We start from the raw sequence: 16102 nt of genomic DNA, 5'->3' as shown, positions 1-16102 counted from the left end.
AATCTTAATACTTAATCTGAACTAAAATTGCTATTTATTATTTTTAGTTTAAGTTGTTAATCTAATTTAAAAACGCTGTTTTAAAAAAATCAAAAAGAGTATTTAACTATTGAGATGATGATTTAAAATCTAAAATCACAAAATATGAGTTATACTTATTCTTGTTCTTCAATCCATTTAACGGTCATTAGTAAAAAGTCTAAACTCTTTTTATAATCCAACTCGCCATATTCTAGTCCTAGCGCTTTAATATTACTATAATAGTTGTTCAATTTAATATAGTAGTTTTTCTCCAATTGAATTGTTGTTGCTTCTAGTCCAATTTTTTCAAGTAAAAACCATTTCTCTAACAGCCTTGCGGTTCTCCCGTTACCGTCTTGGAATGGGTGAATTTTAACGAATACTAAATGGATAAGCGATGCATAGTAAAATATCTCATATTGATTAAGTCCTAACTTTAAGAGTTTTTCTATGTCTCTAAAAAGTTTTTCTAATTCATCATTAACCAATCTAGGTTCGGCTGCAACATACTCAATCTGATCATTGCTGTTTAAAACATACATTGGATTTTGCCTAGTAACTCCTTGATAAGAAACGGGTAAAATATTTGTGGTAATAAGTGCATGAGCTTGCTTTAGATTCTCAAGATTCAAACTATGAGTATCAATAAAGTCGTATGCAGCGTACAAATCATCAGCCCTTCTGGTATAATCTGGCTTGAATTCTACTTTTAGAAATTTATGCTTAAAATAGCTGTCAAAATCAATATCTTCTCCCTCTATCTTGGAGGAATAAACAGATGAAACAGATTTATAAAACTGAAAGTAATCTACAGGAATCTCATTCTTCTTAATCTTAGATAACTTATCAAGTGGTAATACATTAATGGCTCTTGTATAATCGTCTAACAGTTCACTATTAAGTGTTTCAAATGTCATATTCAAAGATATGTAATTAAGCTTAATAGTGCTTAAAATGTTAGATACACATTAAGGTGTTAGATAAAGTTTTAGTAGGCGTCTTTAAAAAATATTATTCACAATTAAGCATTATACTTATTCTATCCTCTTATTAAATCGTTTTATTCCAAATGATTTTACAGCAATTCCAAGATTCCATTCAAAGTATCCATTATCTAAATCAGGATGAACTTTTTTATAATCTGTAAAGCTATATCCAAGGGTTCCAAAAACAGATAAATAGCTGTAATTTTTTAATTTAAAATACTTGTTTAAAGTTGTACCAAAAATAAGCCCCCCAGTTTTATTGAAAGTAAATGCTTGATTCAATTCATCCTCATTAATCACAAAAAAAGATGTTCTATTGTATCCTAAATAGGGCTCAATAGAAATTAGTTTTTCAAAATCAAACGAATATCCTACATAATAATCAAGTTTTATGTTATTGAGTGTAGCAGTTGTTAGAAGCGTTTGTCCATTAAAATTCAACTCCTTTTTAGGGTTAATAGACCAAGGTTTAAATCTAAAACCGAAATTAAGTTTATCAACTGTAAGAAAGAAGTTGAAATTCGGTCCTCCGTGTTGCCCAATCCAGCTTGTTGTTTTATTTCTATAATAATAATTAGAAACGGCAATATCCATACGAAATCCAATTCTGGAACGTGTATGGCATTGCACAACTTTATAAGGTTCAATGTTAACTGTATCCTTTTTTTTAGGACTATACTTCATTGAAATATAAGGCTCTATAACTAATGTATCTGTTGAACAGATTATTTCAGGAGTCCATTTTTGTCCAAAAGAGTTTAAGTTGATTAAAATCGTTGATGTAAATATGAAAAATAATTGTTTCACAGTATTCTAGTCAATAAACTGATGATGCACAATTTTATGATTAGTATTCAATTGTTAATTTTAGTTTCTCGAACTCTTGTTTTTTTCCTTGTTTTCCGTTGTCGAAAATCAAATTCAGCCAATGTCTTGAAGACTCTATAAATTGAGTTTGGTTTTGATGCTTAAAATTTTCTAAAAATGTTTTATCAGAAACTGATTTATACTCAAAAATTGCATTTGTTAAAACAGAAATATCATTTTTATGTGTTTTAGGTTCGTTTTCATGTTTATTTTCTCCTTTGAATGGCAATCTAAAAGTCCATGGTAAATCAGATTGGTCTTCATTTTTTATAATGTCAATTTCCATTCCTTGTGGAAAATAATCAGGTTGATATTTAAAGGCATTTTTAAAAATTGTTTCACTGTTATCAGTGTTTACTATACATAGTCCAAAAGGCGAAAAATAGTTAGTTTTATATGCTGCTCTTTGCCAAAGCCCCATAGATTTAGTCTTGTCGCTAGTAATCTCATTTACATCATGCACCCACAAAATTTCTAAGAAAAAGTTGTCGAAATAAAACTTGCGGTTTGCAGTCCCTTGCCCTAAGTGAACTCTGTTACTTCCTTCAGTTAATCCGAAGTTTACCAATTCGTCAGCATCCTGTCCATTATTGTCTGTAAAAATAAAAATATGGTCAATACTCATTGATTAGCATTAATGTTAGTATATGGTTTTTCTGCTGTCGTTGGCTATACGAATTATTTCACCTCATCAATCACCCTTTCCGGTGGGTTAAATAAATGCTGTTGTTTTCTTTTACATTCAGCATAAAATTGGTTATAAGCTTTTTCCATTTCTTCTACCTCATTTATCCCCTTGTATTCCATAAAATATACCCTGGCAACAGGTTTGAAATTTTCGAGGTAATCAAGCAGGGTAACGCCAAAAAAAACCTGAAGAGGTGTTTCTTTTATACGTTTAAAAATATAGTTAAGTCCGCTTCCAAAGTGAATCTTATTCAAATGCATAGAGTACATTCCGGCCTGAGGGTATAGCCCCAACATGATGCTAGGATCTCGAAGTAATCCTGCTGCATAATTTAAAGATTCAATCATTTTCCTCGACTTCCTATCTATCGGAAAACAGCCAACATACTTTAGAAGTGGAAAAATTTTCAGTTGTGACTCAACACTCATCGCTTTAAATTCCTTTTTTAAAATTGATCGGCAAACGCGGTGTAAAATAGCACCATCGTTATAGCTGTAATGGTTCATCAACATTAAACATGAACAATCTTTTGATACATCTAAATCACCGATAAATTTAATAGAAGAGAAATGACGCAAAACCCATCTTTCTACAATATTTGCAGCAATCCATTTTACAATTTTATTAGGAGGGTAGTCTTTTATCATTTTTAATATAAATAGTTTTTAATGGTATGTATGTGATGAGCAAAGATATTTTTTTTAAAATAATTAAAGAAATTGTCTGTTGATTTACAATTAAGTAATCTCTGTATGTTAAATAAATTTTTTTAGGATAACAATCTATTTAATTTGATTATTTTTAATATAATTATAACGAAGTATTTTTACTTACATATATTTAACTTGATTTATAAAATAATACGCTTACTTAATATCAATAATTCTTCATGCCCATCATTAAGTCCAAATATCGTCCTCCATTTTATCTTTTTAGCGCTCATTTACAAACTATTGTACCTGCGATAAGCTTTAAAATAAATCATAAGCTTTATACCACAGAAAAATTAGAGACATCAGATGGTGATTTTATTGAATTAGATTGGATAAAAGGTAGTCAAGAAAAGCTCATGATTCTTTGTCATGGCGTTGAGGGCAACTCCAGAAGTCATTATGTACAACAGATGGCAATACACTTTAGTAAACTTGGATGGACGATTTTAGCTATTCATGCAAGAAGTTGTGGTCGAGAAATGAATCGTTTGCCGCAGGCTTATTACGGCGGGTTTACAAATGATATTGAAACTGTGATATTAAAGTATGCAGAAAGCTATCCTTCTATGGTGCTTGTTGGTTTTTCATTAGGGGGTAATATGGTACTAAATTTTGCAGGCAGACACCATGCACCTCACAGCCTAAAAGCCGTTATTGGTTTTTCTGTACCTTGTGAACTAAGAAGCTCTGAACGTAAACTTGACGGTTTATATAATCGTATCTACTCCGTAAAAATTTTAAAGAAATTGAAGAATAAAATCCGTAAGCTAGAAGCCAATCATCCTGGTGCTTACGATTTAGAAAAGCTAGACAAAATAACCTCATTACAAGAATTTTCTGTTTATTTTACAGCACCTTTTTTTGGTTTCAAGTCTTTAGATGACTTTTATAAAGCAAGTAGTTGCTTGGATGCTCTTTCGAATATCAAGATTCCAACCTTGTTGGTGAATGCTAAAAACGACCCTCTATTAACAAATGGTTGTTTTCCAGTGGAGATTGCTAAGCAAGCAGATCATCTATTTCTGGAAATGCCTAAGCGAGGAGGTCACTCTGCCTTTCCTATCTCTAAAGCAGAATCATGGATGCCTTTGAGGGTAGAAGAATTTTTAAAAGAGGTTAATTCAAAAGTATGTTAGTTATTGAATAGCTTTTTTGAGAATAGTTTATGATTAAGAAGTGGAAACTCTAAAAGCGAAATATGTTTGTAAACGTTTACCGATGCCTTTTAATCATGGATGATTGAGTAGCTTTGATGTCTTCATCAACGGTTTTTTACACATGGTAAAACATAGCGTTTTTCCTGATGTTATCAGTCCATACATCATTTTTACTTTGATGATGAAATGGAGGAATTAAATTGTTTGTATAATATTTTAATATACATATAAAATGAATTATTGGTTAGTAAAATCAGAGCCATTTAAATACAGCTGGGAGCAGTTTAATAAAGATGGTAGAACTTTTTGGGATGGTGTGCGTAATTACCAAGCCAGAAATAATCTAAAAGCCATGAAAGAAGGCGATTTAGTGATGTTTTACCATAGTAATGAAGGTAAACATGTGGTAGGTATTGCTAAAGTGGTAAAGGAATTTTATCAAGACCCTACAACTGATGATACCAATTGGGTAGTGGTAGATTTAGCTCCTGTAGAAACCTTAAAAAATCCGGTAACTTTAGAAACCATCAAAAACGACCCGTTTTTAAAGGATATTTCTTTGGTAAGACAAGGTAGATTGTCTGTAATGCCACTCAAGCAAAATGAGTTTGATAGAATTATAGAATTAGGTTCTTAAGTAGAAAGTAAAAAGTAGAAAGTCAAAAGTAAAAAGAACTAGCATGCGGATATTTAGGAACTTCCAAAAATATTAAAATTCAATTTTCCGAAGAACGAAAGACGGCCTATGAAGATTTGGCCGGAAAGCCCCATAAATCTTTTGCATCAACTTTCATAAAGAACTAGCGGAAAACAATCCGACAGGTGTTGTAGAAACTTTCATCGAGTAAAACCATTCACACCACTCAGGATTGTAGATAAAGATTTATTTAGAGACGAAACTACAAATATTCATCAGTCTTGCCTGCCTGCCGGTAAGCAGGAATTTTTGGCCACTTTTTTTTCAAGAAAAAAGTGGTTAGGGTTGGCCGCCTATGAGGCCGAAAAGTCTTGTGCGTAAAGGTATTTTTTTCTTAGATTTAGTATAAATTATTAAAGATGGATATTTCGTTAAAATATAAGATAGTAGAGAAAATTGTCACGAGTAATGATGAAGCTTTATTGAATGAGATACAATCTTTAATAGGTTTATCAGAAAGTGACTTTTGGAGTGATATTCCATTAGAAGTAAAAAAAGCAATTCATCAATCTCAATTAGAACATGATAAAGGTGAGGGTATTCCTAATCCTCAAGTAATGGAGGAAATGAAGAGTCGCTTTTTAAACAGATAATATGAGATATTATCCAATCATCTGGTCTCCCATTGCGAAAAGTAGTTATTATAACATTCTAGAATATTTAGAACATCATTGGACAATAAAGGAGATTGAAGCCTTTTTTAATCGGACAGAAGAAGTATTAGAGCACATTTCAGTAAATCCTTTACTTTTCCCTTATTCTAAAGAAGGTGGTATACATAAATGTGTGCTTTTGAAGCAAGTAAGTTATTTTATAGAATTAAAGCAAATAATGTAGAACTTTTGGTGTTTTGGGATACACGCCAAGACCCAGCTAAATTAGTTTTATAGAGTTGTTTTTAATTTTTGCGTTTTTGATGGATTCCAAACCTCATAAATCAAAAATCCCATCAACAAACCATACTCTATTATCACTAAAACTATACTTTCTTGATAAGGCCGAGTGCTGTAAGTATAATAGCTTAGGCAAATCAATAAACTCCAAACTATACCAAAGCGCCATTTTACAAAAGGGCTTAGTGCAACTAAAAATAAGATATACCATGGGTGTACAATAGCTCCAAAAATATTGTAAATGAAAATTAACCAGAAAATACCTTCAAGCAAATTTTTGCTTTTAATATAGGTGATGATAAAGCCCGCTAAAGTAAGAGCAATAAGTAACTTACTGGTTTTTGCAATGGGGTTATAGTTGTAGATTTCCCATCCTATAGTTCTAAATAATTGATAAAAGCTTCCGTTAAACTCGAATTTTCCATAATAAAGATTTAAGCTCTCTTTAAAATTTAACAATAATTTTTCTGAATGTATAAAAGGCAAGAATAGTAGTAGACAAACAAAGCCTGTAATCAGGCCGATGAAAATCGTTTTTTTTAAACCTACTTTTTTGATCAACAAGGGGATAAAAATGATAGGTAAAAGTTTGCTGCAAATAGCTAATGCTAAGGAGATAGCAGCTAAAATCCATCTGTTTTTTAATAGCATCCAAACAAATAGGAGAGTAAAAAATATCATCACCGCTTCAAAATGCAGGTTCCCGGTAAATTCAATAATGACTAAAGGATTTAAAGCATATAAGAAAACCAATCGTTCATCTTTTTGATAATGGTTTAAAAGCTTTTTAATAAGGATGATATTTCCAACATCAAACAACAGGATAAAACTCCTTAAAATAACAACAGATGCTAGCAGATTTCCTTTACCCGGTATAGCACTTAAGTAAAAAGCAAGCTGATTTACAGGAGGGTAAACCGAGTAATAATCAGGAGAATTCATGTTATTAAACAAGAATATATCTACCCAGGCAGCAGGGTTTTGTATAAAATCAGCAGGTTGATAACCAAAAGGATTGATTCCTTGGTGCAACAATTGCCCATCCCAGATAAAGCGGTAAACATCATCACTTAAAATAGGAAAGCTAAAAAGAATTAGAAACCTGATGAATATAGAGGTCCGAAAAATTAACCTGTTTGAAATGTGTCTATCATTGATAAGTGTAAAATAGCAGGCAAAGGCGATAGCTATTCCTAACCAAAACTCAAAAATTTGTACCCGGTCTGCTATACCATAACTGAGGTAGCAGATACTCAGTAAGTAAACAATAATTTTAATTAAATCTGAGGCTTGATAGCCTTTAATATTTAAATTCATTTAAAAATTACTTAATTTACGGATCTCAAATTAAATTATAATTAAAGTTTAATTCAGCAAAAAAAACCATGTTACCATATAAAGCCATCATTGTTGATGATGAAGCTAAAGCCCGCTCTTTATTGAGGAACTTTTTAGAGGAATACTGTCCTCAGGTTTTGGTTATAGATGAAGCTCCTGATGTAAAAACTGCTGTAAAGCTCATCAATAAAAACGAAATAGACCTTGTTTTTTTAGATATTGAAATGCCTAATGAAAACGGATTTGCTTTATTTGATTATTTTAATTCGCCCAAATTTAAAACTATATTTTGTACTGCTTATTCAGAATATGCAATTAAAGCTTTTGAAGTTTCTGCAGTTGATTATATTCTTAAACCTATAGGAATACAGAAACTGATAGATGCAGTAAATAAATTAGAAGGTTATCATCTTCATAAAGAAAATCAACTTAAAATACTTCAGGATAATTTATCAGAAAAGCGTATCAAAAAGCTGGCGGTTAACATTGGTGACGGTATGATATTTCTGGACTTGAATGATGTTTTTTATTTTGAAGCCGATGGGTCTTATACCCATGTACACCACAAAGAAGGTAAGCACCTGGCAGTAAAAAAAATAAAATATTTTGAAGATTTATTGTGTACAGATGCCCGCTTTTTTAGAATCCACAGGTCTTATTTAATCAATACAGAGTTATTGAAAAAGTACAGTAAAAAAGAGGGCTTATTTGTGAGTTATGATGACCAAGTGATGCTGCCTATATCCAGAGAGCGAAAAGAAGAATTTGAACAATTTATGCAACAAAATAACCTTTCTTAATGAAAAAAATATTTTCAATTATCCTTTTTTTTAGTTTCAGCAGCGTCTTAAAAGCCGATACCTTGAAAGATTCTTTATTAAAAGAAATCTCATCGTACCAGAAACAGGATACCACCCGGGTAAATTTATTGGTTGATTATTGTATAGCCAATATTTTTACAGGAGATACACTAGCTTTAAAATATGCTCAGGAAGCTTTTCAGCTAGCAAAAAAGCTAAAATTTAAAAATGGCGAAACCGCTGCATTAAACTGTTTGGGTAACTATTATTACCAGCAGGCCATTTACGATAAAGCCATCGTTTATTATATAAAAGCTTTGCGTTTAGCAGAGCAAGAGAAAAATTATAGAAACATCATCATTGGTAAAAGCAACCTAGCCAGCCTATATACCAGAACTAATCAGCAACAAAAGGCACTTCAGGAATTTAAAGAAGCGGATGCTATTTTAATGAAAATGGGAGCAGGTTTATCTCAAAATAGGGCTGCTATTTTAACCAATATGGGTGCAGCCTACTCCTCTTTAGGAGATCATAAACAAGCGGTAATTTATCATCAGAAAGTATTAAGTATTTGTGAAAGATTACAGATTTCTTATGGTATAGCCCTATCCAAGGGTAATATTGGCGAAGAACTCAACTATTTGGGTAAGCATCAAGAGGCCCTTACTTACCTCACTTCCTCCATAGCGGTAGCCAAAGAAAATGGTTTTACTAAACTTTTAGGTAATAGTTATAAAAGTATTGGTCAGGCCTATCTTAAACTTAATCAACTGGAAAATGCGGTTAAATATCTTAAAGAAGCTTTGCAAATAGCTAAACAGGATAACGATCAAAACACGCTGTTAAAAATTAATAAAACACTTTTAGAAGTTTATGAGAAACAGGGCGATTTTAAAAATGCCTATCAGTCAACGTTAGCTTATATGGCCGTAAATGACAGTATTTATGGTAAAGAAAAGCAACAAATTATTGCAGATGTAAATGCCAAATACGAAACAGAAAAGAAAGAAGCGACTATTCGAAATCTCAATCAAAAGCAAAAAATAGCCCAATTACAATCAGCCAAAAAAAATATTTACATCTACAGTATCATTGGAGCTTTTCTGGCTATTGCCGCTATAGCATATTTCCTTTTTTCTAGATACCAAATCAAACAAAAGAATGAATTGCTAAAAACACAATTGGCAGAAGCAGAAAAGTTATTGATAGCAGAAAAGAAAGTTACCGAAAGTGAGCTTAAGGCTTTAAAAAGCCAGATGAATCCGCACTTTATTTTTAATGCCTTAAACAGCATACAAGAGCAGTTTATGTATGGCGATAAATTAAAAGCAAATGAGCAATTGAGCAATTTTACCTATCTAACCCGGCAAATTCTGGAAGTATCAGGTAAAAAAAGTATCAGTTTAAGTACAGAAGTAGAGCTACTTACCAAATATCTGGAACTGGAAAATATGCGATTCCAACAAGACTTTCTCTATAAGTTAAATGTAGAGGAGCATATAGATGACGATTATCTGAAAATACCACCTATGTTAATACAACCTTTGGTAGAAAATAGTATTAAACACGGTTTGATGCATAAAACGGGAGCGAAAATTTTAGAAGTTGATTTCCGTTTATCGGAAGATGAAAACTGTATTTTGTGTACGGTAACCGATAATGGTATTGGCAGAGAAGCATCAGCTCAAATTAAGGCAGTTCAACACGAATCATTTTCTACTAAAGCCATTGCACAAAGGTTACAGCTGTTAAATCCAACACGTACCTTAGATGAGGTCTTTAGCTATACAGATTTAAAAGATGAGAAGGGTTTAACAGCAGGTACAAAAGTAGAAATGAAGCTGCCTCTTATTTTTTCAATATAAATCTTGTGAAATAAAAAATGCAGTTCATGAAGCTAGACCTTGGTTTCATGAACTTATAATTTTAAAGATGTTGATTTTAAATACTTTTGAATAAACAAAATCAAAATCTAAAAGTCATGAAAAAAATTCAACTCTTATTTTTACTACTTGTTACCTTAGCAACAAGTGTAACTTTTACCTCTTGTAAAAAAGATGATGGTCCAGACAACCAAACCTTATTGGTGAAAAAATGGTATTATAAATCTTATGCTAGTGGCGATTTTAGTACAACCTCATTTTATTTAGATGATTATTGGGACTTCAAAGCTAATGGTACTTTTGAAGAAACTTGGGATTGGGGCGATGGTAATTATACTTTAATAAATGATCAAAAAACCATTTCTATAAGTTTTCCCGGTCCTCGTAAAGCTGTAGCTAATATGAAATTAGGAAATCATGTATCAGGAGTTAGCAATGGTACTTTAGCTTCGGAGATTAGAACTTTTGAATTTAACATCACCAAATTAACAGCTACAGAATTAGAATTTACTTATGGAAGTGGAGAAGATATACAAACCTATAAATTTTCTACCACGCCAAACCCTGTTAATAATAGATAGTTTAAGTTATAAAGTGTTATTAAAGTCGGTGCTGTTAAAGTCCCGACTTTCTTTTTTTATTAATTTTGCTATTCATGCAAAACAAATCATTTACAGACCAACTAGGCAGGACAATTAATATAAATTATCCACCCCAAAGAATCATATCTTTAGTACCCTCGCAAACAGAATTGTTGTTTGATTTGGGTTTGTATGAAGAAGTTGTTGGTATTACCAAGTTTTGTATTCATCCCGCAGAACAATTCCAGAAAAAGACTAAGATAGGAGGAACAAAAACCCTTAACATCAATAAAATTAGAGCCTTAAAGCCCGATTTGATTATCGCTAACAAGGAAGAAAATCAGCAAGATCAAATAGAAGCCTTAGCACAAGAATTTCCAGTTTGGATAAGTGATATCAATACCTTAACAGAAGCTTTAACGATGATAAAGCAAGTAGGGGAGCTTGTAGCAACCAAAGCTAAAGCAATTCAAATTGCTGATACTATCAAAGCTAATTTTGATAATTTAATACCTTCATCAAAACCATTAAAAGCAGCTTATTTCATTTGGAAGGACCCTTATATGCTAGCTGGTAAACATACTTTTATTGATGATATACTAAAATATGGCGGTTTTGAGAATGTGCTATCAGAAAACAGATACCCAGAAATAACTTTGGAAGCTTTGCAAAAATTACAACCTCAGGTCATCTTACTTTCTACAGAACCCTATCCATTTAAACAAAAACATATAGAAGAGCTTCAAAAATATTTTCCAAGAGCTTTTATCACTTTGGTTGATGGCGAAATGTTTAGCTGGTACGGCAGCAGATTATTAAAAGCACCAGCGTATTTTTCTAACCTTTATAAAAATCTAACCATAAATTTACCTGTCAAATAAGCTTTACTCTGCCTAAGTATTGGCTATCAGATTGTCTGGAACGGTCGGCTGCCATAAAGCCTATATAAACATCAACTTCCCGTTTAGCAAAATCTAATGGTAGCTGTAAGCTAAAATTTCCGCTTTTACGCAATGCTCCATCATATACAACGCTTATTCCCTCTTTAGCTACAGGGTCATAAACCAAAGCGAGTAATTGGTCTGCTAATCCTATATTTTGTGTTGCATCCCATGAAAATTGTAATACTCCCTGCTGTGTATGGTTAAGATTAGGGTTTAAGGCCTGTTCAAGGTCTCCACCGCTTATCTTAAATAAGGCTGGGTCTATATAAAAGCCTGCATCATCAGCTACTAAAGCATGTTTTCTGGTATAGGCGATAGCAGCCCGATAGCCGCCAGTTTTGGTGAAATACCCTTTATATCCAACTGTTAAGAGTTCTTGGACAGGCTTAAGATAATCCTGTATCAGTTTAAACTTAGCTTGATTAAGTAATTCTTTTTCTGTGAAAACAGTTCTTTTTCTTGGTAATGAGCGCATATAATTGCCTCTGCTACTTTGTACGCCTACCACTGTTCCTACTTTTCCGCTGAAGGCACCTAGTATGCCGTCTTTTATTTTTCCCATAGTTTGATGTAGATTGATTTCTATAAAACTAGTTAATTAATATGTAATTACAAAGTATTTATAAGTAGCTTATAGGGTTATAAAACGAGTGAGTACCCTGTTATCACCCTGTTAGCACCCTGTTAGTACCCTGTTAGCTAGGAAAAATTGGTAAATAAATTACGATATGTTGATTGTTGTTCACCTCAAGAAATTGGATTGTCGGCTTATCTTTATTAGGCTAACTACCATTTATATCCGCCGTATTTAGAGCTTTTGAAATAAATCTGGTTATTTTAGTAGCAGTTAAATGATGATATATTCATCAAAATATCCATAAAGATTTTAATAAGATGGAATTTAAAATATTGTTTAAAAGAATTTTATTTTATAATTAAAATTCATAAAATTAAGCCACTAAGTATATCCCAATAGAATAACAAATACAAGTAAATGAACTCCACTGAGATAAGAAATAGCAACCTTTTAAAACGATACCGAGCGTTTGGAATACTTGTTTAAAATGTATGAAAAATGTTGCAGAAGCATACACTTTTTGTGAAGTAGAAGAAAAGTCGGAACCGTTGATTGAATCTGACTAATATGATGAATTATGATTTTTGATTAAATGATTATATTATGATTGACATAAAAAAATAAAATTCTATGATTGAAAATACTAACAATATAAAATCAAATGAATCAGATAAATCACAAAAATCAGTGGTTAAGACAAATTATAAATATTCTGAATTAACAGGCAAAATTATTGGCTGTGCAATGGAAGTGCATAAGATATTGGGGAATGGTTTTCAAGAAGTTATTTATCAGAGAGCATTGGCAAAAGAAATGATGTTGCAAGGTGTTGGGTTTTCAAGGGAACACGAAATGCCTATTTTTTATAAAGAAGAGCAAATTGGAACAAGAAGAGTAGATTTTTTGATTGAAGATGTTATATCTGTTGAATTAAAGGCATTAACTCACACAGAAGATGTCCATTTGGCTCAAGCCATCAATTATTTAGAAGCTTATCATTTAGAAGTAGGTTTACTCATTAATTTTGGGGCGAAGAGTTTAGAATTTAAAAGACTTATCAATTCAAAGTTCAATCAGAAATCAATTCAATCAAGAACATCAATATAATCAGTGGTTCAGACAATGGGAATCGAACTTATACTATAAAAATGCTGAGGGGAACATTAAAATTGATGTTCAACTTGAAGGAGAAACTGTTTGGCTCATCCAAGATCAAATGGCTACTTTGTTTGGTAAAGCCAAATCAACCATTAATGAGCATATCAAAAATATATACGGAAAAAGAACTTGAAGAAGCTGCTATAATGAAGAAATAGCATGATTACACCTTGTTAGCAAATTTCATAAAAGCATTTTTTATCCATTCAAGAAAATAAATATCTTCGTAGCCAAAATAAATACGGTTATACCTATGAAGAAAATTTTACTTATTGCAATAGTAGTTGCTGTTGCAACAAATTTAAAAGCACAAACTACAGCAACTAATTTAGCTCAAAGGCCAGCTATCACTAAAACAACTGATAGTTTAAAGAAAGACAGTGTTGCAAAACCAGCTGCAACAACTTTTTCTAAATTTAGGTTAGGTGGAAGCGGAGGTTTAAGTTTTTTATTAGCTAAAATTAACGATCAAGTACCTGCAGAATCTAAAGATTATGTAAGAGGTCTTAAATCTGGAGCTCATTTTAGTGTGGATGCGAGTTACTTTTGGAGACAACAGATCGGCTTAGGATTAAAATACATTAACTTTAATTCTAAAAATGAAGGTAAAGTATTTGCCGATGATGGCTCTGGTTTTGGACCATCTCTTCAAAATGTAGAAGATAATATTACTACACAGTTTATTGGTCCAATACTTTATAGTCGATACTATTCTAAAAATAGAAAAATAGAATTAATAACAGGTTTTGGTTTAGGTTATCTGGATTATAGAGATATTGGTAAACTTATGAATACTGATATAACTATAAAAGGAGGTACTGTAGGTGTGAATATGGACTTTAGCGCAGATTTTTACCTCTCCAAAAATCTTTCTTTTGGCCTAGGTATTGGGTTAGTAGGTGGCACACTTAGGAAATATGATATGCAAATAGGCAATATGACCCAAACCGTTGAATTAGAAGAAGGCAATTATGAAAGCTTAACCAGACTAGATATTTTCACCGGCTTAAGATGGAAATTATAAATCTTTAAAAGCTTAATGTTTTGCAACCTATTGATGTAGAAACGTTTAACTGGTTAATCTAAGACAGCTCTTTTAAAAATCAAAAAAAATAAGAAAAGCATTTGATTTAAATAAGACAAATTATATCTTTGCAGTCCCAAAACGTTAAAGCCTTTTGGAGAATAAAATCCTAAATGCGGAAGTGGCGTAATTGGTAGCCGCACCAGACTTAGGATCTGGCGCTTCACGGCGTGGGGGTTCGAGTCCCTTCTTCCGCACAAACCAATCCCTTTCAAGAAATTGAGAGGGATTTTTGTATATAGTCGTATCATTTAAAAAATACTCAGAAATGAACATTACACAGGAAAAAACCGGTGATCTTAATGCAGTGGTAACCGTAAAAATCAGTCCTGATGATTACCAGGAGAAAGTAAATAAAGCCATTAAAGAACAGGCTAAAAAAGCTAAAATTCCAGGATTTCGTCCAGGAATGGTTCCTCCTTCACATATCAAAAAAATGTATGGTAAAAGTATTTTAGTGGATGAAATCAATACCCTGCTTTCTGATACTGTAAATAACTATTTACAACAAAATAACATCGAAATCTTAGGGCAGCCTCTTCCAAAAGAAGATGATAGCCAATTTAACTGGGATTTTAACGATGAGTTTGTATTCAATTACGAGCTTGGTCTAGCACCAGAAATAAATGTTGAGTTTACTTCAAAAGACAAATTAACGCAATACGTAGTAAAAGCAGACAAAGAAACTTTAGATGCTCGTATCAAAAACATCAGAAGAAGTTATGGTAAAATGACAAATCCTGAAGTTGTAGAAGCAGGTGATGTAATTTTTGGCGAGTTTGTTCAGCTAGATCAACATAACGAGGTTCTAGAAGGCGGTATCAATGTAACTTCTTCATTAAGATTAGAGATTGTAAGTGATGAAAATATTCAAAAATCTTTAATCGGTTTGAAAAAAGGTGATGTTGTTGAAGCATTTGATTTAGTAAATGCTGTTAATGACCATACACAAATCGTTAAAATCTTAAAATTAGATGAGGAGAATCCAATCATCCCTCAAACTAAATTTAAGTTAACCGTTAAAAATATCAATAGATTAGAAGAAGCTGATTTAAATCAGGAGTTTTTTGATAAACTATTTGGTGAGGGTGCTGTAACTACAGAAGCAGAATTTGTAGCAAAAATTACAGAAGAAGTTGAGTCTATGATGGCTCAGGATGCAGACCGTAAGTTAGCAGCAGATTTGTACCAATACGGTGCTTCTAAAGCAGATATGCAATTGCCTGATGATTTCTTGAAAAGATGGTTAAAAATGACCAACAAGGAATTAACCGACGAAGAATTAGAAAAAGGTTATGATGATTTTGCTAAAAACCTAAGATGGACTTTAGTAGAAAACAAAATTATCAAAGATAATAGCATCGAAATTAAGTATGAGGATGTTTTAGAGGCCGCTAAACAACGTTTAGATGCGCAGTTTAGAATGTATAGCCCTCAAGCTTTAACAGAAGAGCAATTGAGTCAATATGCTGTACAGTTTTTACAAACCAAAGAAAATGCTAATCGTATTTTTGATGAAGTGAAAGCTCAAAAAGTATTTGATTTCTTAAAAACCGTTATCACGTTAGATAAAAAAGAAATTGATTATGTGAAATTTCAAGAGTTAGCTTAATTTAAGTTACCTCAGGCAAGAAGCAGCTTCAAAAGAGCTGCTTTTTGTATTTATAAAAAGGACATGTTAAGGCAATAAACTTTCTTTACAAAGAGTTGTTAAA

At 32.1% G+C, this 16102-nt stretch carries 17 protein-coding genes and 1 tRNA gene; 12 read left to right on the top strand and 6 right to left on the bottom strand.

The features are described from left to right. Positions 1-155 precede the first annotated feature (155 nt). From H510_RS0100810 to H510_RS0100795, 4 genes are all read right to left on the bottom strand, one after another. A complete protein-coding gene (locus H510_RS0100810; protein WP_026902561.1) occupies positions 156-938 on the bottom strand; it encodes a Fic family protein in 783 nt (260 codons plus the stop codon). A gap of 117 nt (positions 939-1055) precedes the next feature. Continuing rightward, positions 1056-1814, bottom strand: coding sequence for a hypothetical protein (locus H510_RS0100805; protein ID WP_155977759.1), 759 nt, complete (start codon positions 1812-1814; stop codon positions 1056-1058). A 40-nt stretch (positions 1815-1854) separates the two neighbouring features. Then, positions 1855-2499: a VOC family protein gene (locus tag H510_RS19415; RefSeq protein WP_051290986.1), complete on the bottom strand. Its 645-nt coding sequence runs from the start codon at positions 2497-2499 to the stop codon at positions 1855-1857. Positions 2500-2552: 53 nt separating this feature from the next. Beyond that, on the bottom strand, positions 2553-3209 hold the full coding sequence (locus H510_RS0100795) for a 1-acyl-sn-glycerol-3-phosphate acyltransferase (protein ID WP_026902559.1): 657 nt from the start codon (positions 3207-3209) through the stop codon (positions 2553-2555). 242 nt (positions 3210-3451) lie between these two features. Here H510_RS0100795 and H510_RS0100790 point away from each other — a divergent pair, with 242 nt between their 5' ends. The 4 genes from H510_RS0100790 (at position 3452) to H510_RS20050 (ending at position 5966) form a co-directional block, all read left to right on the top strand. Next, a complete protein-coding gene (locus H510_RS0100790; RefSeq protein WP_026902558.1) occupies positions 3452-4411 on the top strand; it encodes a YheT family hydrolase in 960 nt (319 codons plus the stop codon). A gap of 253 nt (positions 4412-4664) precedes the next feature. Then, the gene (locus H510_RS0100785; protein WP_026902557.1) at positions 4665-5069 is read left to right on the top strand and encodes an EVE domain-containing protein; all 405 of its coding nucleotides are present in this window, start codon (positions 4665-4667) and stop codon (positions 5067-5069) included. Between the two features lie 419 nt (positions 5070-5488). Next, entirely contained in the window at positions 5489-5722 is a 234-nt protein-coding gene (locus H510_RS0100780) for a hypothetical protein (protein WP_026902556.1), read from the top strand. Position 5723: 1 nt separating this feature from the next. Beyond that, the gene (locus H510_RS20050; protein WP_155977758.1) at positions 5724-5966 is read left to right on the top strand and encodes a hypothetical protein; all 243 of its coding nucleotides are present in this window, start codon (positions 5724-5726) and stop codon (positions 5964-5966) included. Positions 5967-6013: 47 nt separating this feature from the next. Here the strand turns inward: H510_RS20050 and mptB are convergent, their stop codons facing one another. Continuing rightward, positions 6014-7339 carry a polyprenol phosphomannose-dependent alpha 1,6 mannosyltransferase MptB gene (gene mptB, locus H510_RS17980; protein ID WP_051290985.1) on the bottom strand — a complete coding sequence of 442 codons (1326 nt, stop codon included), beginning with the start codon at positions 7337-7339 and terminating at the stop codon, positions 6014-6016. Positions 7340-7407: 68 nt separating this feature from the next. Between mptB and H510_RS0100765 the strand changes: the two genes are divergently transcribed. The 4 genes from H510_RS0100765 (at position 7408) to H510_RS0100750 (ending at position 11505) form a co-directional block, all read left to right on the top strand. Next, entirely contained in the window at positions 7408-8160 is a 753-nt protein-coding gene (locus H510_RS0100765) for a LytR/AlgR family response regulator transcription factor (protein WP_026902555.1), read from the top strand. 62 nt (positions 8161-8222) lie between these two features. Beyond that, entirely contained in the window at positions 8223-10025 is a 1803-nt protein-coding gene (locus H510_RS0100760; protein WP_162143044.1) for a tetratricopeptide repeat-containing sensor histidine kinase, read from the top strand. Between the two features lie 116 nt (positions 10026-10141). Continuing rightward, positions 10142-10624, top strand: a complete 483-nt coding sequence (locus H510_RS0100755) for a hypothetical protein (RefSeq protein WP_026902553.1) — start codon at positions 10142-10144, stop codon at positions 10622-10624. 74 nt (positions 10625-10698) lie between these two features. Beyond that, positions 10699-11505 (top strand): ABC transporter substrate-binding protein, encoded by an 807-nt coding sequence (locus H510_RS0100750; protein WP_026902552.1) that lies wholly within the window; start codon positions 10699-10701, stop codon positions 11503-11505. On the opposite strand, the gene H510_RS19410 is transcribed toward H510_RS0100750, so the two are convergent. Beyond that, a complete protein-coding gene (locus H510_RS19410; protein WP_026902551.1) occupies positions 11498-12130 on the bottom strand; it encodes a DUF6266 family protein in 633 nt (210 codons plus the stop codon). The genes H510_RS0100750 and H510_RS19410 overlap by 8 nt on opposite strands. A 645-nt stretch (positions 12131-12775) precedes the next feature. Here H510_RS19410 and H510_RS0100740 point away from each other — a divergent pair. The 4 genes from H510_RS0100740 to tig all read left to right on the top strand — a co-directional run bounded on the left by H510_RS0100740 (position 12776) and on the right by tig (position 15999). Then, positions 12776-13252 (top strand): GxxExxY protein, encoded by a 477-nt coding sequence (locus H510_RS0100740; protein WP_081659155.1) that lies wholly within the window; start codon positions 12776-12778, stop codon positions 13250-13252. 304 nt (positions 13253-13556) lie between these two features. Next, positions 13557-14327, top strand: coding sequence for a hypothetical protein (locus tag H510_RS0100730; RefSeq protein WP_026902549.1), 771 nt, complete (start codon positions 13557-13559; stop codon positions 14325-14327). Between the two features lie 175 nt (positions 14328-14502). Then, positions 14503-14584: transfer RNA gene (locus tag H510_RS0100725), tRNA-Leu, on the top strand. 71 nt (positions 14585-14655) lie between these two features. Then, the gene (gene tig / locus H510_RS0100720; protein ID WP_026902548.1) at positions 14656-15999 is read left to right on the top strand and encodes a trigger factor; all 1344 of its coding nucleotides are present in this window, start codon (positions 14656-14658) and stop codon (positions 15997-15999) included. Positions 16000-16102: the final 103 nt, after the last annotated feature.

Origin of the sequence: Pedobacter glucosidilyticus DSM 23534, assembly GCF_000425145.1 — a bacterium.
GTDB classification, from domain to species: domain Bacteria; phylum Bacteroidota; class Bacteroidia; order Sphingobacteriales; family Sphingobacteriaceae; genus Pseudopedobacter; species Pseudopedobacter glucosidilyticus.
The sequence above is the reverse complement of the archived record's forward strand: the minus strand, read 5'-3'. Positions and strand labels throughout refer to the sequence as shown.